Origin of the sequence: Atopobium minutum 10063974 (assembly GCF_000364325.1) — a bacterium.
Lineage (GTDB): Bacteria > Actinomycetota > Coriobacteriia > Coriobacteriales > Atopobiaceae > Atopobium > Atopobium minutum.
The window spans coordinates 83,995-106,105 of sequence record NZ_KB822533.1 but is presented as its reverse complement, the minus strand read 5'-3'; the positions used below and the strand labels follow the sequence as shown (position 1 = coordinate 106,105).

Below are 22,111 nucleotides of genomic sequence, written 5' to 3'. Positions count from 1 at the left end.
ATGGATAAAATCATCGGCCTTATTACGACAAACTATTCATCAAAACATCCAAGTGACTTGACCTTTGATCGTCCCATTGCGGCACTGCCCTATGGCGGCCGTTACCGTCTTGTAGACTTTGCTCTTTCCAATATGGTTAACTGCGGTATCCGCACCGTAGGCGTTATTATGCCTTCTAATTATCGCTCTATTATCGACCACATTAGCTCTGGCAAAGATTGGATGCTCGATCGCAAAAATGGTGGCCTGTTCCTCTTGCCGGGTTCTGCTTTTGGTACGTCTCGCACAGGTGCGCGTTTCCTCATTCGCGATCTTGTCAACAACAAGCTGTTTCTCGATCGCTCGACGGCAGATTATGTCATTTGTTCTGCTTCCAATATCGTCTATAACATGGATTTTACTGAGCTGGTTAACAGCCATAAAGAAAGCCAAGCCGATATTACCGTGCTCACAACGCGGGCAACGCGCGACGAAGATGACCTGATGGGCTTTAAGCTGGATGATGATGGTCGGGTACAGGGTATCCACCATGGTGTTGCATTTGGTGATACTTCGTTTATGGACACGTTTATTATTAAGCGCACCATGCTTGAGTCGCTGCTCAATTGGTATTCCTCGGCAGACTATCTGGATTTGTTTGAGGCTATGACGGGCGATTTTGGCCGGCTCGCGGTACGTACGCATGACTTCTCGGGGTACTCTGCGGCTCTCTTTAACGTGGAGTACTATTTCCATCGGAGTATGGAGCTGCTCAATGCTGACATTATGTCAGAGCTCTTTACCCCAGAGCGTCCTATACTTACAAAAGCTCATGACACGCCTCCCGTAATGTATAAGCGCGGCTGCTATGTTCGCAATGCTATTGTTTCTGCTGGTAGTATCATACATGGAACCGTTTCTCACTCTATTTTGGGTCGCAATGTTGTGGTTGAGCCAGGTGCTACGGTATCCAATGCAATCGTGTATCAAAATTGCGTGATTAAAAGCGGCGCACGGGTAGAAAATGCCATCATAGACCGGAATAACGTCATTTCGGCAAGCACCGAGCTGCGCGGGACACCAGAATCAATCTGGATTCGGCGGAAAGGAAATAATTAGGTATGCCTAAAAATATAACGCGTCGCGTACGGAGAAAGCTCAGAGTTTTGTTTGCGTCATCTGAGGTTGCACCCTTCTCAAAAACTGGTGGATTAGGAGACGTAGCAGGAGCTTTGCCCCTTGCCCTGCGTGAAGCCGGCTGTAAAGTGGCGGTTATCTCGCCAAACTATGCTTCCATTCCGGAGCAATTCAAAAGCAAAATGAAGCATCTGGGAGATTTTTATGTTCCTCTGTCCTGGCGTCGCGTGTATTGCGGTATAGAGCACCTGGTATACCGTGGCATAGATTATTACTTTGTAGACAACGAATATTATTTTGCGCGTGATGGCTTGTATGGCTACTTTGATGACGGTGAGCGTTTTGCCTTTTTTGCCAAGGCCATCGTAGAGGCGATAAGCCAAATTGAGCAGCTTCGCTGTGATATTTTGCACTGTAATGACTGGCAGACTGCCTTATCGCCCGTATTTTTGCGTGAGTTTTACTCTGGCGAGATCTACAACAACGTTAAGACGGTGTTCACGGTTCATAACGTTAAGTTCCAAGGGCAGTATTCTGACGATGTGCTGGGAGATATTCTCGGACTGCATGAAGTGCCTGCCGCGGTGGATCAATTGCACTGTGATGAACAAAGCATCAACTTTATGAAGGGTGCTTTGAGATATTCAGATTGGGTTACTACCGTAAGCCCTACTTATGCTAATGAACTCAAGGACCCGTATTTTGGTGAGCAGCTAGAATTTGAATTCCAGCGGAGGGGCGATAGTTTTCAGGGGGTGCTCAATGGTATAGACACCACACTGTATGATCCTGCAACGGACGCTTGTCTGCAAAAAAACTACTCTGTTACAAACCTTGCCGGAAAGCAAGTCTGTAAGACTGCCTTACAAAAAGAGCTTGGCTTTGAAGAAGATCCAGACAGACTGATCGTTGGTTTTGTAGGTCGCCTAACGGAACAAAAGGGTTTGGATCTTATCCAATATGGCGTAGACAATATGATGTCGCGCAATATTCAGATGGTGGTGTTAGGAACAGGCGACGCCACGTATGAAAACTCAATGGCATACTTTGACTGGCGCTATCACGATCAGTTCCGTGCCAAGCTGTGCTTTGATGCAGATTTGGCACAAAGAATTTATGCGGGTTCTGACCTCTTTTTGATGCCCTCTCGGTTTGAACCCTGCGGTCTTTCTCAAATGATTTCCATGCGCTACGGAACGCTTCCTGTGGTGCATGAGGTTGGAGGTCTTGTAGACTCAGTACAGTCCTACAATCGCTTTACTCATGAAGGCACTGGCTTTAGTTTTGCTCACTTTAATGCAGATGAAATGCTTGATGCCGTCTATACTGCAGCGGAGATCTTTTGGACGCAGCAAAAAGAATGGCATGATATACAAAAACAGGCTATGTCGGTTGATTTTGGATGGCATTGTGCGGCAGATGATTATGTGGATCTCTACCACCAGCTACATCCTGAGGTCGATCGTTATCTAAAGAAAAAGAGCGGAAACTAACTACCTTATGAATGCACTGCATAATAGTCGTCTTGAAGCATATCGCTTCCCGTACGGCGCTGTCCCCGTGGATAGTGTCGTACGTTTATCTTTAGACGTATGGGATGAGAACAGCCCCGTCACCACAGAAGACAAAACCAGTCAAATAAGCTGTGATCTGCGCATCTGGATAGACGGCAAAGGTGAGACCCTTATCCCCATGGAGGCATCGCAACAAGACGACCACCTGCGGTTTTCTTGCACGCCGACCTTTACCCAGGCGCAAATTGTATGGTATTGCTTTAGGCTGCAAAATGCAGAGGGCCATCAGTGGTTTTATGGGGCATCCGAGGGCCAGGTAGGTGGCGTAGGAACCCTACGGGAATGGATGGGTCCTTCGTTCCAGATTACCGCCTATACGCCGCGCACCACCCAGCCCGATTGGTACCGTGGAGGCGTAGCCTACCAGATCTTTCCCGATCGCTTTTCTCGCGATAAAAACTGGGAGCAGCGTGCACAGCAGGCATTGCGGCTTCATCCGCATGGGGTTGCTCGTCACATCCAACAGGATTGGAATGAACCGCCGTACTACATTCGTGACGAGAAAGGCCGCGTGCAGCGCTGGGATTTTTACGGCGGGAGCATCAACGGCATTCGAGAAAAGCTTGATTACCTGCAGGGTATGGGCATTACAATTTTGTATCTCAATCCCATTTTTGAAGCTGCTAGTAATCATCGCTATGACACAGGCAACTACCTGCAAATAGACCCCTTATTGGGAGATCTGCAAGACTTTACGTTGCTGTGCAAAGAAGCCCAAGACAGGGGTATTTCCATCATTTTGGACGGCGTGTTTAACCACTCTGGCTGCGATAGTTTGTACTTTAACAAGTACAACAACTATGACAGCGTTGGTGCCTACCAAAGCAAGGACTCTGTGTATCGTGACTGGTATAAGTTTGACAAGAAAACAGGTGAGTACCAAAGCTGGTGGGGCGTGGATGATCTGCCCGATATAGATGAACATTCCCAAACGTATCGCGACTATATGTTTGGTAAAGATGGAGTGGTTCGCAGCTGGCTGCGTGCGGGGGCACGTGGTTGGCGTCTTGATGTAGCCGATGAGCTGCCTGATGACTTTATTAAGGAGCTGCGCCGCGCCGCGCTTGCAGAGCGCTCCGACGCCCTTATTTTGGGCGAGGTTTGGGAAGACGCCTCCAATAAAATAAGCTATGGCAAGCTTCGTCAGTACTTTTTGGGCGACGAGCTGGATGCCGTTATGAATTACAACCTGCGCGAGGCATTGCTTGGGTACGTGCGTGGAGACATGAGCGCTTCGGTGCTGCGTGAACGCATGGAATCCATGCATGAAAACTATCCCCCCGATGCCTTTGTAGAAGCCTTTAACCTGCTGGGCACGCATGATACAGCGCGCATTCTTACCTTATTGGGCGCTCCTGATCCGCACAACATGGACGGGCAACACGGCTCTTATCGCCTGAGCGAGTCAGAGCGAGGTCTTGCAAAGGGTCGTTTGTGGCTGGCAACGCTTGTGCAGATGCTGCTACCTGGTGTTCCCTGCATATACTACGGTGATGAGGCAGGACTAGAAGGCACCACTGATCCCTTTAATCGTGCGGCCTTTCCCTGGGGTCATGAAGATACAGACTGCCAGGCAATTATCCGCAATGCTCTTACCCTGCGCAAAACGCTGCCGCTCTCTGAGGCTGACCACTTCTTTACTTTGGATCTGGGCGATGAGGTCTTTGGTTTTGTGCGAAAAAACAACCAGCATAATCAAAGTGTGGCGGTGCTTATCAATAGAAACCCCGCTGTGGCGCACGAAGTACGGGTGCCGCTGTTGGGCAGCTGCGTGGATGAACTTATCGCCGGGCAAAAACTGGTAGTAGACAACGGTGTGGTGCAGCTGAATTTGCCACCGCTTGGGTCTGCCGTTCTGTATTTTCATGCCGATAAAAGCTTGGGAGCAGTTCCGGTGCCAGGATCAGGGGTGTTGTGCCATGTCAGCTCATTGCCGGAGGCGCTTGATGAGACAGGTGCCGTAGAGGGAGAACAGGGCTGCTTAGGTGCCTCGGCGCGTCGTTTTTGCGATTGGTTGGCACAAGCACATCAGACCTATTGGCAGGTATTGCCGGTTAATCCCACAGATGAATTTGGATCTCCGTATGCAGGAATCTCTGCGTTTGCAAACAATGTAAAGTTTATATCTGCACGAGAGCGCGCTCAGTATGAGCGGGCAGGCTTTTCTCAAAAAGACTATCACGAGTTCGTAGATAAGAACGCCTCTTGGCTGATCCCGTATTCGTACTTTATGGCGCTTAAGTACGATCAAAAAGGTGTCCTGTGGCGTGACTGGCCTGAAAACCTGCGCACATATGACCAGAAAACTATTGCGGACTATCTTGCGCAGCGGCCTCATCTGAGCCAAGTTGCCAAAACTATCCGGCGCGATCAGTTTGAGTTTGAACGCCAATGGAATGCGCTGCATAGCTATGCAAACGAGCGTGGTATTCATATCATTGGCGACATCCCTCTGTATATTTCAGGCGACTCTGCGGATGTGTGGATGCATCAGGATTTATTTGCCCTGGATACTTTGGGGAATCCAGCCTTGGTTGCGGGCGTTCCATCGGATGCTTTTTCAAGTGAGGGACAGCGCTGGGGCAATCCCGTATATAACTGGGATGCCATGCGAGCCACTGGATATGAGTGGTGGCTCGAGCGACTGGCTCGTTCATTTGAACTGTATGACTACGTGCGCCTCGATCACTTTATAGGGTTCTGCTCATATTATGCTATTCCGCAGGACCTACCGATACAGGCGGGTCACTGGTGCTTGGGTCCCGGTCGCGAGCTCTTTCAAAAGGCGTATGAGCGTTTTGGCAACCTGCCCGTTATTGCTGAGGATCTGGGTATGGTGACTCCTGCTGTCCGTGCCCTGATGGCAAGCTGCGGCTTTTATGGCATGGAAGTGTCTTTGTTCTCGGATTACTTCTCGCAAGATGGCTGGTACGTGCCGGCGCATAAAGTGGCGTATACAACTACACATGACACGCAAACGCTGGTTGGCTGGTGTGAGGATCATTTTGGTAAACAGGACGCGGGTGCTCGGGCGCAAGAAATGCTCACGCTTGCTGATGGGAGCAATGCGTCGCTTGTTATCGTGCAATTGCAGGATGTGCTTGGCCTGGATGATACACACCGCATGAATATCCCAGGCAGCACCCAGCATAACTGGCAATGGGTCTGTTCATGGGATCAGCTTGATGCCTCGTGTGCTACCTTACGAGCGCTTACCGAGAAGTTCGGGCGTGCATAGAAGCTGTTGGCCTAGGCAAGGCGGGGTGTTGCAACGTGGGACCCGCCAGGCTAGGCAAGGCGCCGGGTTCTCTTTTTCTTGACGGGATTGCCTTGTGCAACAAAGGCGCTAGGGCAAAGATCCACGATGGGGCATTCGGCACAAAGGGGCTTTTTTGCATCACAAATCTCGCGCCCAAACAGCACCCATTGGTGGTTAACGGGACCCCACATCTCACGAGGAATAACTGCCAAGATGTCCTTCTCGGCAGCAGCAGGAGAAGGGGCATGAGTGAACTTAAGGCGGGTAGCAATACGAAAAACATGCGTGTCTACAGCAATGCCTTCAACAATTCCAAAGGCGTTGTTAAGCACGATATTTGCCGTCTTGCGTCCTACGCCAGGCAGAGAGGTGAGTTCCTCCATGGTATGGGGGACTTCGCCGCCAAAATCGGTTATGATCTTTTGGGCCGTTGCCACCACATGCTGGGATTTTGTGCGAAAAAAGCCTAAGCGATGGATAACCTCTCCCACTTCTACAGGAGAGGCGCCGGCCATGGCTTGAGCCGTGGGCCACTTTTCAAACAGGGTAGGAGTTACGGAGTTGACGGCCTTATCGGTTGTTTGAGCAGAGAGCAACACGGCAATGACCAGCGTAAAGGGGTCGGTAAAATGCAGAGCACACTCGGCTTGGGGGTAGCGCTGGTTCATGCGTTTACAAACCTCAAGCGCACGCGCGCATTTAGCTTTTTTGGATTCTCGCGGCATGGTACCTCCCTTGGCGCTGTTAGTGTAGTCGTTGGGTAAAATATGAGCAACTTATACCTTTATTCCCGGCTACCGTAAGTGTAGTCGGCTTTAGCATGTCATTTTAGGATGGAGAGCGTATCCGTGCTCATCAATAGAATTTCTCGTAGTTTGTTAAGCGCCCCCGCCATGGTTGATGTGGTCCATGATCTCGACGCGGGTGCAGATTGTGATGTGGCGGTAGCTCAGTCTGCTCGTCCTGTTGTAGTTGCCAGCCTGTGGGCGCGCAATCCTCGACCTACGCTGATGGTGGTTTCTGGAGAAGAGGCTGCCGATAGAGTGGCCCGCACGCTCTCTGCGTGGATTGGGCTGGACAACGTAGCGCGCTATCCAGAGCGTAAAGATCTGCCTTGGGCAGACGTTGCGGCCGATGATGCGGTGATTGGAGCTCGCTGTGCTGCGGTCTCTTTCTTGGCGCAAGGCAAGCCCTGCATTGTGGTTGCCAGCGCGCGTGCCCTTATGCGTCAAGTACCGCCCGTGGGTTCTGGTTACTGGGCAAGCAGCAGTTTTGCCGTGGGCGATGAGGTGCCTTTTGAGGACATGGGTGCCCTGTTGGTTGGCATGGGCTATGCGGACGATGGTGAAGCGGCAGCTCCGGGCAGCTTTCACATCCATGGGGATAGCATAGACGTGTTTCCCGCTCAAGCTACGGCGCCTGTGCGCATAGAATTTTTTGGCGATGAGATTGATCGCGTGCGCCGTATGGTGGCGTCTACCAAACAAACCATTGGCGACCTTGCATCTGTGGTCATCTCTCCTTGCCGTGAGCTTGCTCTTACCGATAAAACCGTGGCCACCGCACAGCGTGCGCTCTATAACAGTGCACAGGAAAATTCCGCCATTGCTGCGGATTTGGAACTGATTGAAGCTCGTTGTGCCTCTCCTGTTATCGATAAGTACCTGGTAGAGCTGTATGGGTCTACCTCATCGGTGCTTGCGCATATGAGCAAACAGACGCTGGTAGTGCTGTCTGAGCCACGCGCTTTGTTTGATGATTGTCAGCGCAAAAATGATGAGTTGCATGCGGCTGCGTCGGCTGCCCGAGCTAAGCTTGACGGGTTGTTTGCAGAGCCGCGCGAAATGGATTTTGGTACGCAGCAGCGTCTGTCTTTCTCGTCAATTTTGCGTGCTGGGACCTCGTTGGTGCACAAGTTGGAAGTGCGCCAACCTGGCATTGCGGGATCTGACGCTAAATTGCTGGGTCGTATGCGCGGCTGCATAGAAAATAACATGGCTATTGCGTTTGCTGTGCCCGATCGTGGCGCTCGAGAAGCGCTTGAGCTGAGCTTTAATGACGAGCGTATTGCCTTTTGTGAAGAGTTGTCGAGCAGTGCGGACAATGCGGTGCAGGTCTTGGACAAGCTGGCAGATCAGCAGGCCAAGCCCTTAGAGCGTGGAATTGTAAGCTTTATTGATGCGCCCGTACCGGCGGGCACGATTTTTCCCGAGGCAGGCTTGGCGATTTTCTCGGTAGGGGACTTAACGCAGCGCATGGCTAAGCGCAGCAGCCGTAGGCGTGTGGATCCAACCAGCGTGACCTTCCCCTTTAAGCCGGGCGATTATGTGGTGCATGCCACGCATGGCATCGCGTTGTTTACAGACATTGTCCGCCAGGAAGTCTCGGGCAAAGAGCGCGACTATTTTTTGCTGGAGTATGCCAATAACGATAAGCTCTTTGTGCCTTTGGAGCAGGTAGACCGCATTACTCGCTACATTGGACCCGATGGCTCGAGTCCGCGCTTAACCCGTTTGAATACGGCAGATTGGTCCCGTGCTACCGGCAAGGCGCGTAAGAGTGCAAAGAAACTTGCCTTTGACCTGGTGGATTTGTATACACGTCGTGCATCTGTTGCGGGACATGCCTGCGCGCCCGATACGCCGGCTCAGCTGGATATGGAAGCGAGCTTTCCCTATGACGTTACCCCAGATCAGGCCCATGCTATTGCAGATATCAAGGCGGATATGGAATCTGGCCGTCCTATGGATAGGCTGCTCTGTGGTGATGTGGGCTTTGGTAAAACCGAGGTGGCGCTGCGTGCTGCTTTTAAAACGGTTATGGACGGCAGGCAGGTTATGGTGTTGTGTCCTACAACCATTTTGGCCGAGCAGCACTATCAGACGTTCTTCAAGCGCTTTACCCCGTTTGATGTGGATGTTCGCGTGCTTTCACGCTTCGTAACTCCGGCAAAACAGCGCCGGGCACTTGAAGGCTTTGCAGCTGGTGACGTTAAGGTCCTCATTGGTACGCATCGCTTGTTGTCCAGTGATGTTAACCCACATGACCTGGGTCTTATCATTATTGATGAGGAACAGCGCTTTGGCGTTCAGCATAAAGAGCAACTCAAGAACATGCGTGAGCAGGTAGATGTACTTACGCTTTCTGCTACTCCCATTCCGCGTACCATGCAGATGGCCATGAGTGGCGTACGTGATATGTCGCTGGTTTTGACCCCGCCACCTGGGCGTATTCCAGTACAGGTGAGCGTAGGTGAATTTGATCTGGATGTGGTTTGTGCGGCTATTCGTGCAGAGCTGGCGCGTAAAGGTCAGGTCTACTACGTGTCCAATCGCGTGACTACTATCGAAGATGCCGTGGCGCGCGTGCAAGAGGCAGTGCCAGAGGCACGCATTGGCGTGGCACACGGCAAGATGAGCGCGCGCGAGACCGAAGACGTGATGATGAGCTTTGAAGAGCACGAGATTGACGTGCTGGTAGCTACCACCATTATTGAGAGCGGTATTGATAATCCACATACCAATACCCTGATCATTGAGGATTCACAGCGTTTGGGTTTGGCGCAGCTGTATCAGCTTAAGGGACGTGTGGGTCGTGGTCGTATTCAGGCCTATGCCTACTTCATGTTTCCCGGTGAGCTTCCGCTGACGCCCGAGGCAACAGATCGTCTGATGGCTATCAATGAGTTCCAAGAGCTGGGAAGCGGCATGCGCATTGCCATGCGCGACCTAGAGATTCGCGGTGCAGGATCGTTAATGGGCGGCGAGCAACATGGCAATCTATCGAGTGTAGGTTTTGATTTGTTCACCCAGATGTTGGGCCAGGCTGTAGCAGAGGCGCGCGGCGAGTCTGCGGATTTGCCTCCCGTAGAAGTGACCATTAACCTCCAGGCAGATTTTTACTTGGCCGATGAGTACATCCCCGATGTAGATAAACGCGTGCTGGTGTACCGCCAGCTGGCGGGCGCCATGGAACTTTCCGAGATAGACGCGCTTGAGCAGGATGTAGAGCAGCGCTATGGAACGCTTCCTTTGGCTGGCCGCAATCTGTTTGATCGTGCCCGCATTCGCATTCGTGCCCAACGCTTGGGCGTGAGTTCAGTTGCTCTTACAGAGGGTCGTTTGGTGTATGTGGGACTTGAAGTTCCTCGCGATACAAGCCTCAAGTTGCGTGAGCGAGGTGCGCTGGTATATCCCAAGACCAAGAAACTGGCGTATCCTTTTCATAGACAACGTGGTACGTTTGCTAGAAGTGCAGCTACTTCTGCGACGCGTAGCATAGAAGAGCTACTTCCCGCTGCCTTGGGTGTGCTGGAAGAAGTTGGCGGAGACGACGAAGAGTAAGTAATCAAAACCTCTCCCCTTATAGAAGTACAAGGTAGAAGTACAAGCGCATGCGGTCTCAAGAGATGGCGTGCGCTTGTTTGCAGTACGTCTCAAAAAACTTGAGACGTCTGCCAGTTCATGCTTTTCAAAGGCAAGGTTCCGTGCTATTCTCTGATGTATTAAAGGTTATAGACGTTATAGATATAGATAAACATATATAACAAATTGGAGTGAAGCGTATGCCATACAGAACAAATGACAGTACTGCTGTATATACGCGCTTACTAGAAATGAGAAATATGTTATGAGACGCATTCTTTTAGCTTCACATGGTGGATTAGCTGCAGGTATCTATGACACTCTCACAATGATTGTGGGCGATATTCCCCATGTGTATGTGCTTATGTTGGCTCGAGATGACATGCAAAGCATGGCTCAAAAGGCACGAGATCTATTCTCAACATTTTTACCGGATGACGAGATTGTCGTAGTAACTGACATGCTTGGTTCGAGCGTTAACAATGACATGGTTTCTCTCTTACCAGAATATCCTCAAATGCATCTGCTGAGTGGCATGAACATGCCTTTGGTTTTGTCGTTAGTTACTTCATTTGATCGCACGCTTTTGGCTGAGGATATTTCCGAATTACTCGATGTCGCAAGAGATGGAGTGGTGTATTGCAACCCCTTAGTTATGCAGAGCTTAGATGATGAGGAGGATGATATTTTATGATTAAACTCGTACGTTTGGATTACCGCCTCTTACATGGCCAAGTAGTTGTAAGTTGGGTAAAGGCAACAAATGCCCAGCGTATCATTATTGTTGATGATGAAACAGCAAGTAATGATCTTAAGAAAAGTGCTATCAAGCTTGCAAAACCCGCAGGCGTACGCGTCAACATTTTTAGCGTTCATCAGACTCTTGAGAAAATGCCAAAAATTGAACAGCTGAATGAAAATATTATTTTTATTTTTGGTTCTACAACTCATTTACTGGCATTTATTAAAAAATACCCCTCCATTACCAAAGTCAATTATGGCGCCACAGCAAATGTCGACGGCGCAAAGCAGGTTGGCCAATCCGTCTTTTTAACCGAACAACAACAGGAAGATACCCGAGAGCTTCTTACTATGGGTGTTGAGATTACTGTGCAGCAAACGGCTGGCTCCTCTGCCGAAGAGCTAACCAGACTATGAAGCACACAAGCATATCAAGCATGTTCTATATACGGTATTCGAATATAAGTATTGGGTTTTAGAGGAAAGGGGAGCACATGAACACACTGGGGACAGCGGTGCTTATTGGTCTCATTGGCGTATATGCCATTCTTGACTCAAGGCTGTTTGGTCGCCTTAATGGTGAGCAGCCTCTGATTACCTCTGCATTAGTTGGCCTAGTGCTCTGTAATCTTCCTGCGGGCTTAGCTGCAGGTGCAACGATTGAGCTCATGAGTATGGGGTTGGTTCAGGTAGGAGCTGCTGTTCCTCCTGACATGGTCATGGGCGGTATTATTGCAACGGCATTTTCAATTTTAACGGGTACCACTCCAGAAACTGCAGTTGCCATTGCTGTACCAGTAGCTGTTTTGGGTCAGCTGCTTGGCATTGCTTTTCGTACGGTTATTGCTGCTCTTACTCACAGTGCTGATTCTGCAATTGAGAGCGGGCAGTTTAAGAAGGCAACAAACTTTCACATCGTATGGGGTACCGTTTTGTACTCACTCATGTATTTCATTCCAATCTTTTTGGCGATCTATCTGGGCACTGATTTTGTCCAGGGTATTGTGAACGCGATTCCCGAATGGGTTACCAATGGTCTTAATCTAGCAAGTAAGTTCCTTACCGCTTATGGTCTAGCACTGCTTTTGTCACTCATGGTGGGCAACCAGATGATGCCCTTCTTCTTTGTTGGCTTCTTTGCTTGCGCCTACCTGAACATCGACGTAACTGCAATTTCCATCTTCGGCGTTCTTGCTGCCGCAATTTTGCTACCGCTTAAATTTGGTAAGACCAAGGTAGCCATTGCTACAGCTGGTTCTGATGAAGATTACGACCCACTTGAAGATGACGAGGATTAAGGGAGAGTACTCATGGCTGACGATACAAGCATCAAGGAGATCACTCCTCGTAAACGCTATAGCCAAGTCTTCTGGCGCTCCTGGGCAATTCAGGATTCTTGGAACTATGAGCGTCAAATGAACCTCGGCTTTTTGTATGGCATTGCTCCTACTATTGATCGTTGCTATCCAGACGAGAATGATCCAGAGCAAGTAGAGAAACGCAAAGAGGCATATAAGCGCCACATGGCTTTCTATAACTGCACACCTCAGACGAGTGCATTTGTATTAGGCTTGGCCTCTTCTATGGAAGAGGAGTATGCGCGCGATCCAGAAAGCATAGATCCTGAGTCTATTACCGCTATTAAAACCTCCCTCATGGGGCCGCTATCAGGTATTGGCAATTCCTTCTTCCAAGGCACTATTCGTGTTATCGCATTTGGTCTAGGTGCTTCGCTTGCTGCACAGGGTTCGATTCTTGGTCCTATTATTGCAATGCTGATTTCGATTCTCACCTCAGCACCTATTACCTGGCTTGCGGGAAAGTTTGGCTATGAAATGGGCAACTCGTATCTCGAGAAGCTCCAAGGCTCCAACATTATGGCAAAGGTTATGTATGCATCAGGCATCGTTGGACTCATGGCTATTGGTGGCATGGTAGCAACACTTATTGGCATTACTACGCCTATTACGCTTCCTGGAGGAGGCACTGCTCTACAGGACATTCTTAATGGCATTATTCCTCAGATGCTTTCACTGGGCATCTCCATGCTTATGTTCTATCTCATTAGGAAAGGCGTTAATACCGGCTGGCTCCTTGTGCTGTGCATTGCAGGCGGCCTGATTTTGAGTGCTTGCGGCATCTTTGCGTAATGCCTGCTGCGTATGTAGGTATGTCTCATAAAAGCTCTTCCATGCGAAAGGATTTGTGTTATGGAAAATAGTATTGACCTTGTTCGTGTTAAACAGATTGTTTCTGAAGTATTGTCTCATCACACCATCAATGACATCGCATTTGTCGGGTGTGGTGCATCAAGTTCTGAACTACACCCTGGTTTTTATTTTCTCAAGGATGCTGCAAAGAAATTGCGCGCTTTTCACTATACCGCTGCAGAGTTTAATACCGATACACCCCAATGGCTTGGCGAGAATAGCGTCGTTATTGCAGCGTCTTTGGGAGGCGGTACTCCAGAGACCGTAGAGTCAATTGAGGTAGCCAAGAAGGCAGGTGCAACTGTTATTTCGGTAACGCATGCTGCAGATTCTGCTCTTACCAAACAGGCCGATTACGTTATCGTTCATGGCTTTGAGAAAAACTATGCGGCTAAGCTTGAAAAAATGGGCTATGTGATGGCGTTTGCTGTTGAGTTTTGCAACCAGGTTGAGGGCTATGAGTATTACGACCAGATGGTAGATGGTTTCAATACTATTTTTGATTTGGGTGAGCGTGCCGCCAACCAATCAAAGGGACTTGCCGAGCAATTTGGTAAAGAGTTTAAAGATGATGAGATCATTTACTACATGAGTTCTGGCTCGTCTATGCAGGTTGCATACTCGAGCTCTATTTGCCTCATGATGGAAATGCAGTGGATCAACTCCGGCAGCTTCCATTCGGGTGAATTTTTCCACGGTCCCTTTGAGATTGTTGATAAGGATGTCCCCTTCGTTCTTATGATGAATGAAGGCAAAACACGTTCCCTTGATTCACGTGCTTTAGATTTTCTCAACCGTTTTGGTGCCAAGGTTGCTGTGGTTGATTCTAAGGATTATGGCCTTTCTTCTGCCGTGAGTCCTGAAGTGGTAACGTATTTTAATCCCTTCATACATACTTCTGTATTTCGTGCATACGCAGAAGCTATTGCAGAAGAGCGCCAACACCCCCTCACGCTTCGTCGCTATATGTGGAAACTTGAGTACTAATTCAGACTGCGTAATTGATAGTAAAGATATCGGTAGGGGAGGCAGGTTTAGGCCTGTCTCCTTTTTGTTGAACATACTAAGGAGGTACCTTTATGGCTGCCATTACTGATGTGCGCGCCGTGCTCTTTGATATGGATGGAGTTCTTATTGACTCAGAATCCTTTTACAATCAGCGTCGTGCTGCCTTTCTCAAAGCTGTTGGACGAGCTTCTCAGAGCGGTATTGATTTTTCTGGTTTTAATGATCAAGCTATTTGGGAAACATTGGTACCGGATAACGCGGAACTACGTGCTTGTTTGCGTGCTCAATATGATGAGTACCGCACGACGCATCCTATTGATTATGCGACGAGAAGCAATCCTCAAGCCCCCGAGCTCTTTAAGGCATTACATGCACGCGGCGTGCTGACTGCCATTTGTTCTTCTTCAGAACCTACCATGATCTCTGAATATTTAGACGCTCAGGATTTGAGAGATCTGGTCGATTTTGTTATCAGCGGGAGCCAGTGTGCACATCACAAACCACAGCCAGATATTTATCGGAATGCGATGCAAGCTTTGCATGTGCGGCCTTGGCAGTGTTTGGTTGTAGAAGATTCTCCCACAGGCATTCAGGCGGGCCTTGCGAGCGGAGCCGTGGTGGTTGCACTTGCTCAATATTCAGCAGGTCATCTCGACCAAAGCGAAGCCCATGTGGTGGTTGATCGTTTACTTGATATTTTGCCTTTTATACGTTCACAATAGCTTAAAATAAATCTTTACTACTGCATATGTCTATATGAATGAGATTGTTATGCCCTCACCTTTGTACCAACAAATTTATGAAGAGATCCAATCATCAATTGAAACTGGGGAGTATGTTGAAGACCAGATGCTTCCTACGGAAAAGGAACTTATCGAGAAGTACGGGGTAAGCCGCATTACCGTAAGGCGAGCAATTGAAGATCTGTGTGCTGATGGGTATCTGATTAAACGTCAGGGTAAGGGAACTTTTGTCGCACCACCGCACATGAGCCGCGCTTTTTTGCAGTCCAATTTAGTGCAGTCATTTACTGATTTATGTGCGAGCGTGTCGGTCAAACCCGGTGCCCATGTTATAAGCAGAGAAATCGTACCCGCTCGTGAGCAAGAACGAGAATTTTTGGGTTTACCCGAGGGCGCTTTACTTTTGTATATCAAACGTATCCGTACCGCCGATGATATGGCTATTTTTGAAGAGAATCTTTTTTGGCCCTATGAGGGATTTACAGAGCTCTTCTCGGCAGATTTAGAAGATGTATCTATCTTTGCCGCCATGAAAGATCTTACTGGTAGGTATCCAAAAAGTACGTATAAACGTACTATTGAGGCGGTAAATGCTAATGTTCGGCAGGCAAGTAATTTATCTATTCAGCCTCGGTCTGCCCTTCTTTACTTGCATGTTTTATTTCTAGACCAAAATAAAAAACCTCTCTGTATTGGTAAACAGTATTATGTGGGCAGTCGTTATCAATTTGATATATAGGCGCCCGCTGCTCATGCTTAGAAGGGTATAGAAAACCATGAATCCACAGCGTACCAAGCATATAGAAATATCTTCTGAAGATCTTGCTTCGCTTAATCGTGCTCCTCAGCTGCGTTGGGCTACGCTGGGCTGCGGACTTATCGCCCATGAGATGGCGGAAGCTTTGGCGCAGACGGGACGCTGTTTTACTGGCGCGTTTAGCCGCACGCCTGCCAAGGTTCAAGCGTTTGCGCAACGCTACGATATTGAGCGTACGTATACCTCAGTGGATGAGGTCATGGCAGATCCAGCCATTGATGTGGTGTACATTGCAACGCCTCATACTACGCATGCAGACTATATCCGTTTAGCGCTTATGGCTGGCAAGCATGTTTTGTGCGAGAAGGCCATCACAATTAACACTGCTGAGCTTGATGAGCTGCAAGCTCTTGCTGCCGATAAAGGCCTGGTGCTCATGGATTCATGCACCATTTTGCACATGCCGCTGTACAAGGAGCTGCGCCGCCGTTTAGAGGCGGGAGACTTTGGTCGCGTACATTTGGCGCAGGTTAACTTTGGTTCATTCCATGAGTTTGATGCACAATCCCGCTTCTTTAATCCTCAGCTGGGCGGTGGGGCCATGCTCGATATTGGGGTGTACGCCTTTTCATTGGTGCGCACCTTCTTTTTAAGTACTCCCACACAGCTTGTCTCGCTAGAAAATTCCGCTCCAACCGGCGTGGATGACGAGTGTGCTATAGCCATGCGCAATGCAGAAGGCCAGCTGGGCGTGATTACTCTTACGCTGCAGGCCAAGCAGCCAAAGCGTTATGTAATTGCTACCGACAAAGGCTATTTGGAAGGTATGGAATATCCTCGTGCGGACACCGCCACCTTCCGTAGCTGGCCACAAAATGAGGTGGAGACCATCACGGTGGGAAAGCGTGCACTGGCGCTTAACTATGTGGTGGCAGATATGGAAGCTGCCGTTGCGGGCGATGCGGATACTGCCCGCATTAACACCTGGTCACGCGATGTAATGAAGCTTATGACAGATTCCCGCTACGCGTGGAGCTTCCGCTTCCCGAGCGAGAAATAGGGGTGAGAAATACCATGAGCCATGCCACCGATGCTGCTGATGCACAATCTTTGCTTCGTGCTGGGGCGCCCGGCACCCATCCGGAATTTGATCGACTTGCACGGACAATTTGGCGCCTTCGCCAGGAGGATGGTTGCCCTTGGGATAAGGTTCAAACGCACCAGTCCATTGCAAAAAACATGATAGAAGAGGCCTTTGAGGCTGTGGATGCCATAGAGGCAAACGACCTTCCTCACCTGCAAGAAGAGCTGGGAGATGTGCTCATGCAGGTATTGTTGCATGCACAGATTGCAGACGATGCCGATGAGTTTACCCTCGATGAGGTGTGTCATGAGCTCAATGAGAAGCTCGTGCGCCGTCATCCGCACGTGTTTGGTGAGTTGGATGCGTCGGATGCGGATGAGGTGCTTCAGATTTGGGACTCAGTCAAGAAGACCGAGCGCAGCAGCAACGATGATGCGGCATCCGCGGGGCTTCTCGATAGCATACCGGTGTCACTACCTGCGCTTATGCAGGCTCAAAAGATTTCTAAGCGCGCGGCTCAGCTTGGCTTTGAGTGGGAGTCTACCCAGGATGTGTGGGATAAGGTAGACGAGGAGCGCAGGGAGTTTCTGGCCGAGAAGCCCGGGACGCCAGAGGCGCTTATGGAGTTTGGTGACCTTTTGTTTGCGCTGGTAAACGTGGCGCGTAAAGAAGGCATTGACGCAGAAGAAGCACTGCGTCGGGCTAATCGCAAGTTTCGCGCACGTTGGGCACAGATGGAGATGCAGGCCCACAGCTCTTCTCGCGAGATGGAGAGCTACTCCGCAGATGAGCTTGAGGCTTTGTGGGATGCGGCTAAGGCTGCTGAGGCGGCGAGCACTGCTGGAGCTATGGATGCTGGGCTTGCGGATGCGGACGCTGGAGCTACGGATGCAAACGCTGGGTCCACGGATTAGTTGGTATATCTTATAGAAACACTCTTCAGGCTTGCGAATATTGCGATTGTTGCGTTGACACCGCTGCCTGAGGTGAGTGGGTTTGATATAACTAAAGGCACACCACACAACATGCCTTTGCGCGAGGTAGGTTGCACGCCACAAACACAGCAGAAATGAACTAAACCATGGCATCAGCTGACGATACAATTTCTTTCAAAGCTCAAAAGGGTGGGAAGACTACGCGGGCTGCTCGGTCAAGCAAAACGGGCAGTACGGCTCAGCGCTCTGGAGCCGGAAGGACTTCTCAGCCCACAAAGACAGCAAAATCATTACAAAATAAGACGGTCCAAAATAAGGCGCCTCAGGATAGGATGACTCAAGAGAGGGCAAAAGTCTCCTCTGATGGCGGACGTATTCATGCGGAAAAACGAGCTGTTCGCAGGCAAGAAAAGCCTTCCACTAAGCTGCAACAGCTTGCTGTATGGCGGTCTAAACTGGGAAACCACCGTGGTGTGCTTGTGGTCCTAGGCGCCATATTGCTGGTGATTATTTCTTTGTATGCTCCGGTGCGTGCCTGGTATTCTGCTCATCGGGATGCGGAGCTGTACACCAAGCAGCTACAAAAGCTCCAAGAGGACAACGCTGCGCTGCAAGACAACGTTACGCGTCTCCAGTCTAAAGAAGGCATCGAGGATGAGGCTCGTAAGCGCGGGTATGTAGAGCAGGGGGAAACGTCGGTAACCATCAACGGCATGACGGACGACAGCGCCGAGGCCAAGGCTGATGCATCTAAGAACTCTTTGGATGGTGTTTCTACGGATGATCCGTGGTATATCAAGGTGTTCGATACCGTTTTCTTTTATCAGCCACCCAAGGTAAGCGAGCGATAAGCCAGAGTCAAATCTAGAGCCGGTAACGATAATCCAAGGCATGCTAACGACACATGTTCTCATAAGCGAGCAACAAGCTTTTAGGAGCGGCCAATATGTCTAGGGTAGAAAAATATTCTAAAATCGCATGTATAGATATTGGGACAGTTACCTCACGTTTAGCTAAAGCAGAGTTTAATTCTTTTGATAAAACACTGCACGCAATTCAAAAAGAGTCTCGCATATGTGACTTAGGAGAAGGCCTGGCAGAGTCAGGATTTTTGTCTGATGCAGCTATCAATAGGGTACTGACTGCAAGTGCTAGCTTTATAGATGAGGCGCGTGCGTGGGGTGCACGCACCGTTGTGTGCACGCTTACCAGCGCTGCACGGGAAGCAACAAACAGTGCGCTCTTGCTCAAGGGCCTTCAGGAGCAAGGTCTAGTGCCGCATATTATTCCGGGTTCAATAGAAGCGCGTCTTACGTTTATGGGCGTAGCATCAGACTTTATCGGTAGACGTCTTGTAGTGTGTGACAGTGGCGGTGGATCAACAGAGCTGGCAGTTGGTAGCCTACAGGCATCAGGCAAGTTGGAATTAGAGGATGTTATTTCCCTTCCCATTGGCGCACGCCGCATTACGGATATGTTTTTGCTTGCATCCAACCCGCCAACGGCAGTAGCGCGCAAGCAGGCATTTGACTACTGCAGCCAGCTATTTACCAAGCATATGCCTGCTGCACTGCGCAACGCTGCGCTGCACAGCGCCGGTCAGTACAACACAGCTCTGCCAATTGTTGCGGTGGGAGGAACAGCTACGTCACTTGTGGCAATGGACAAAAAGCTACAACCCTACGATGCTTCTGTTGTGCACCTCTCTCGCATTACTACGCAAAACGTAGCTGAGCTCACCGAACTTCTCGGCAGTATGACCACAGAGCAGCGAGCACAGGTGGTAGGGCTACAGCCCGCTCGTGCGGGTGTTATTTTAGGTGGTGCCATTGCGGTGCAGGCCTTGCTTTGCGCGGCAGATGCTTCCTGTATGCAGGTGAGCGAACATGATTTGCTGTATGGTTTAGCGCAGGCGGCGTATGCCGCTCAATGCGGTGTGCAGAGTTTTGAAGATTGGGAAATCCAAGTCTCGCATCTGTGCTAAATCTGAGGTAGGATAGTGCAGTACCTGTGTGGGGGCGTGGTGGAATTGGCAGACGCAGGGGATTTAAAATCCCTGGCCGAAAGGCTTGCGGGTTCGAGTCCCGCCGCCCCTACCAGCTTTTCTCTGGGCATCCATCACACGTGTACGAGAACTTACTCGGTTTATCAGGGATAACAGGTTTGATGCGCTATGCCAAGCTCTTCGTATGGTTCAAAAAATAATAAGACCGCCTCTAAGCCTGCTTTGCATTTGCAACTAGCCAGTGCTCTTCGCGAGAAAATCTATAAGCGTGAGTGGGTCCCGGGGCAGCGCATTCCTTCAGAGAATACCCTGGTAAAACGCTATGGTATCTCACGCGGCACCGTGCGCAAAGCATTGAGCGCCTTGATAGAAGAGGGTTTGCTCAAGTCTATTCACGGAAGTGGCACCTTTGTAGAGGACCATGCTATCTCTCATCCCGCGGGTGAGAGGCCAATTTCATTTGCACAGTCGCTCAGCCAACAGGGCAAGCAGTTTGTTACCGTTGTCCAGGACAAACAGTTGCTCAATGCCACACTTCAAGTAGCTACTCAGTTACATATTCCAGTTGACAGTCCCGTTATGTTTATACGTCGCATACGCTTGGTGGCAGATGAACCCATCATGTGCCAAGAAGGATTTTATCCACTGAAAGAATGCCCCGGTCTTGATACGGTTGATTTTACGAGTGAATCAGCCTTTGATGCGGTGCAGGAGTGTTCTGGCAGAAACGTTAAGACGTCTCACATGCGCTATGTGGCTCGTGTGGCCGGGGATGAGCACGGTAGCTATCTGGGGGTAGATGCAACAGCGCCCGTTTTACTCTTGGAACAAACCATTTTGCTTGATGACGATACACCCGTGGAGTGGAGCTATACCTGGTTTAAGGCTGGGCAGGAGATAGTGGGAATAGCCACTCAGGAGCGTTAATCAACCTAATAACCAATACAATGACAAATTCTTCTTGCACTATTCACGTTTTGTGCATAAACTTGTTCATGAAAGTATATACAAGTTAGTGACCTGTAACCGTGACCGTGTACCCATACGCTTTTGCAAGGGAGTGCCAAATGGAAAAAGCAGTTCTGCAACGTCCGTTCTTTGTAGTAAATCCTAAGTCCTACTTGTACGGAGAAGAGATCCGCAAGCTTGCAAAAAAGACTGACGAGTTGTGTGAGCGTTATGGCTTTCAGTCTTTGTTTACGGCTCAGCTTATTGACCTGCCTTGGATTATTGAGCAGTGTCCTCACCTGATCCCTTGCGCACAGACCATGGAGTCTTTAAAGCCTGGTCGTGGTATGGGTCACGTTTTGCCAGAAGCCTTGGCTGCCGCAGGAGTTAAGGCATGCTTCCTTAACCATGCAGAAAATCCCCTGACCCTTCATGAGCTGGCAGCAACTATTGCCCGTGCCAATGAAGTAGGTATTCTCACCTGTGTCTGCGCAGACTCTGTAGAGGAGGCACGTGCTATTGCACAGCTCCATCCCGACATTATGACTTGCGAGCTTACCAGTCTTATTGGCACGGGTCAGATTGCGGATGAGGACTATATGCGCAGCTCTACCCAGGCGGTAAAGGAAATTTCCCCTCATACGATGGTGCTGCAGGCCGCAGGTATTTCTACGGGTCAAGATGTATACGACGCCATCATGTATGGTGGCGACGCTACGGGCGGCACTTCTGGCATTGTTGCAGCAGAGGACCCCTTTGCAACACTGGAAGAAATGTTTGCAGCTTTGGATCGTGCGCGCACTGATCTTGCAAAGGAGAACAACTAATGAGTGTCTATAAGGGTCTGGTAACGGTAGAGACTGAGTCCGGCAAGCCTACCTACGTTGACATAACTAAGCAGGTAGATGCCCTGGTTCAAGAGTCTGACATCAAAGAGGGAACCGTTACGGTCATTTCTTGCCACACAACCTGTGCGCTTTTCTCGGATGAGTTTGATCATGATCGCACGGGTGCAGGCGACCTGTTTTTGCAGGCTGATCTTAACGACGGTCTGCAGAAGATCTTTCCTGAGCAAAAGGATTGGTCTACCTATCGCTATCCTGGCGAGAAACACTTTGAGGAAGTGGAAAGCTGGCCTTCTGCAGCAAGCTATCTTCCTGATGGAGATCGTACCATGCTTTGGAACGGGGACGCGCATCTGCGTGCTACGCTATTAGGTGGTTCATGCGTATTTGAAGTAGAGAATGGTGCACTGCAGATGAACGGCCTTGCTTCCATCTTCTTTGTAGATTACGACCGCACGCGTGAGCGCACCCGCAAGATTCGCGTTATTGTAATGGGCGAATAGGCAAAGTCATCTATTAGAA

19 protein-coding genes and 1 tRNA gene are annotated in these 22,111 nt (G+C 49.7%); 19 read left to right on the top strand and 1 reads right to left on the bottom strand.

The features are described 5' to 3' along the window. Genes glgD through HMPREF1091_RS00460 form a run of 3 tightly spaced genes read left to right on the top strand, consistent with a single transcriptional unit; the run spans position 1 to position 5,928 of the window. Complete coding sequence (gene glgD, locus HMPREF1091_RS00470) at positions 1 to 1,098, top strand: glucose-1-phosphate adenylyltransferase subunit GlgD (protein WP_002562863.1); 1,098 nt, start codon at positions 1 to 3, stop codon at positions 1,096 to 1,098. A gap of 2 nt (positions 1,099 to 1,100) precedes the next feature. Then, positions 1,101 to 2,609 carry a glycogen synthase GlgA gene (glgA, locus tag HMPREF1091_RS00465; protein ID WP_002562862.1) on the top strand — a complete coding sequence of 503 codons (1,509 nt, stop codon included), beginning with the start codon at positions 1,101 to 1,103 and terminating at the stop codon, positions 2,607 to 2,609. 7 nt (positions 2,610 to 2,616) lie between these two features. Further along, on the top strand, positions 2,617 to 5,928 hold the full coding sequence (locus HMPREF1091_RS00460; RefSeq protein WP_002562861.1) for a 4-alpha-glucanotransferase: 3,312 nt from the start codon (positions 2,617 to 2,619) through the stop codon (positions 5,926 to 5,928). A 50-nt stretch (positions 5,929 to 5,978) separates the two neighbouring features. Here the strand turns inward: HMPREF1091_RS00460 and nth are convergent, their stop codons facing one another. Next, positions 5,979 to 6,674 (bottom strand): endonuclease III, encoded by a 696-nt coding sequence (nth, locus tag HMPREF1091_RS00455; RefSeq protein ID WP_002562860.1) that lies wholly within the window; start codon positions 6,672 to 6,674, stop codon positions 5,979 to 5,981. Positions 6,675 to 6,797: 123 nt separating this feature from the next. On the opposite strand from nth, the gene mfd reads away from it, so the two are divergent. From mfd to HMPREF1091_RS00375, 16 genes are all read left to right on the top strand, one after another. After that, a complete protein-coding gene (gene mfd / locus HMPREF1091_RS00450) occupies positions 6,798 to 10,292 on the top strand; it encodes a transcription-repair coupling factor (protein ID WP_002562859.1) in 3,495 nt (1,164 codons plus the stop codon). Between the two features lie 286 nt (positions 10,293 to 10,578). Beyond that, the gene (locus tag HMPREF1091_RS00445; RefSeq protein WP_002562858.1) at positions 10,579 to 11,007 is read left to right on the top strand and encodes a PTS sugar transporter subunit IIA; all 429 of its coding nucleotides are present in this window, start codon (positions 10,579 to 10,581) and stop codon (positions 11,005 to 11,007) included. After that, positions 11,004 to 11,471, top strand: a complete 468-nt coding sequence (locus tag HMPREF1091_RS00440) for a PTS sugar transporter subunit IIB (RefSeq protein ID WP_002562857.1) — start codon at positions 11,004 to 11,006, stop codon at positions 11,469 to 11,471. The genes HMPREF1091_RS00445 and HMPREF1091_RS00440 overlap by 4 nt, the downstream gene beginning before the upstream one ends. 77 nt (positions 11,472 to 11,548) lie before the next feature. Beyond that, entirely contained in the window at positions 11,549 to 12,352 is an 804-nt protein-coding gene (locus tag HMPREF1091_RS00435) for a PTS mannose/fructose/sorbose/N-acetylgalactosamine transporter subunit IIC (protein ID WP_002562856.1), read from the top strand. 12 nt (positions 12,353 to 12,364) lie between these two features. Continuing rightward, the gene (locus HMPREF1091_RS00430) at positions 12,365 to 13,204 is read left to right on the top strand and encodes a PTS system mannose/fructose/sorbose family transporter subunit IID (protein WP_002562855.1); all 840 of its coding nucleotides are present in this window, start codon (positions 12,365 to 12,367) and stop codon (positions 13,202 to 13,204) included. Between the two features lie 60 nt (positions 13,205 to 13,264). Then, positions 13,265 to 14,251, top strand: coding sequence for an SIS domain-containing protein (locus HMPREF1091_RS00425; RefSeq protein ID WP_002562854.1), 987 nt, complete (start codon positions 13,265 to 13,267; stop codon positions 14,249 to 14,251). A 92-nt stretch (positions 14,252 to 14,343) separates the two neighbouring features. After that, the gene (locus HMPREF1091_RS00420; RefSeq protein WP_002562853.1) at positions 14,344 to 14,994 is read left to right on the top strand and encodes an HAD family hydrolase; all 651 of its coding nucleotides are present in this window, start codon (positions 14,344 to 14,346) and stop codon (positions 14,992 to 14,994) included. A gap of 49 nt (positions 14,995 to 15,043) precedes the next feature. Then, on the top strand, positions 15,044 to 15,754 hold the full coding sequence (locus HMPREF1091_RS00415) for a GntR family transcriptional regulator (RefSeq protein ID WP_002562852.1): 711 nt from the start codon (positions 15,044 to 15,046) through the stop codon (positions 15,752 to 15,754). Positions 15,755 to 15,791: 37 nt separating this feature from the next. Next, positions 15,792 to 16,832, top strand: a complete 1,041-nt coding sequence (locus HMPREF1091_RS00410) for a Gfo/Idh/MocA family protein (RefSeq protein WP_002562851.1) — start codon at positions 15,792 to 15,794, stop codon at positions 16,830 to 16,832. Between the two features lie 14 nt (positions 16,833 to 16,846). Then, positions 16,847 to 17,770 (top strand): nucleoside triphosphate pyrophosphohydrolase, encoded by a 924-nt coding sequence (gene mazG / locus HMPREF1091_RS00405; protein WP_002562850.1) that lies wholly within the window; start codon positions 16,847 to 16,849, stop codon positions 17,768 to 17,770. 167 nt (positions 17,771 to 17,937) lie between these two features. After that, complete coding sequence (locus HMPREF1091_RS00400; protein WP_021736149.1) at positions 17,938 to 18,642, top strand: septum formation initiator family protein; 705 nt, start codon at positions 17,938 to 17,940, stop codon at positions 18,640 to 18,642. A 95-nt stretch (positions 18,643 to 18,737) separates the two neighbouring features. Further along, a complete protein-coding gene (locus tag HMPREF1091_RS00395; RefSeq protein WP_002562848.1) occupies positions 18,738 to 19,775 on the top strand; it encodes a Ppx/GppA phosphatase family protein in 1,038 nt (345 codons plus the stop codon). 30 nt (positions 19,776 to 19,805) lie between these two features. Beyond that, a tRNA-Leu gene (locus HMPREF1091_RS00390) sits at positions 19,806 to 19,890 on the top strand. 74 nt (positions 19,891 to 19,964) lie between these two features. Further along, on the top strand, positions 19,965 to 20,723 hold the full coding sequence (locus HMPREF1091_RS00385) for a GntR family transcriptional regulator (RefSeq protein WP_002562847.1): 759 nt from the start codon (positions 19,965 to 19,967) through the stop codon (positions 20,721 to 20,723). 140 nt (positions 20,724 to 20,863) lie between these two features. Beyond that, the gene (locus tag HMPREF1091_RS00380) at positions 20,864 to 21,571 is read left to right on the top strand and encodes a triose-phosphate isomerase (protein WP_002562846.1); all 708 of its coding nucleotides are present in this window, start codon (positions 20,864 to 20,866) and stop codon (positions 21,569 to 21,571) included. After that, complete coding sequence (locus HMPREF1091_RS00375) at positions 21,571 to 22,092, top strand: YjbQ family protein (RefSeq protein ID WP_002562845.1); 522 nt, start codon at positions 21,571 to 21,573, stop codon at positions 22,090 to 22,092. The genes HMPREF1091_RS00380 and HMPREF1091_RS00375 overlap by 1 nt, the downstream gene beginning before the upstream one ends. The last annotated feature ends 19 nt before the right edge of the window (positions 22,093 to 22,111 follow it).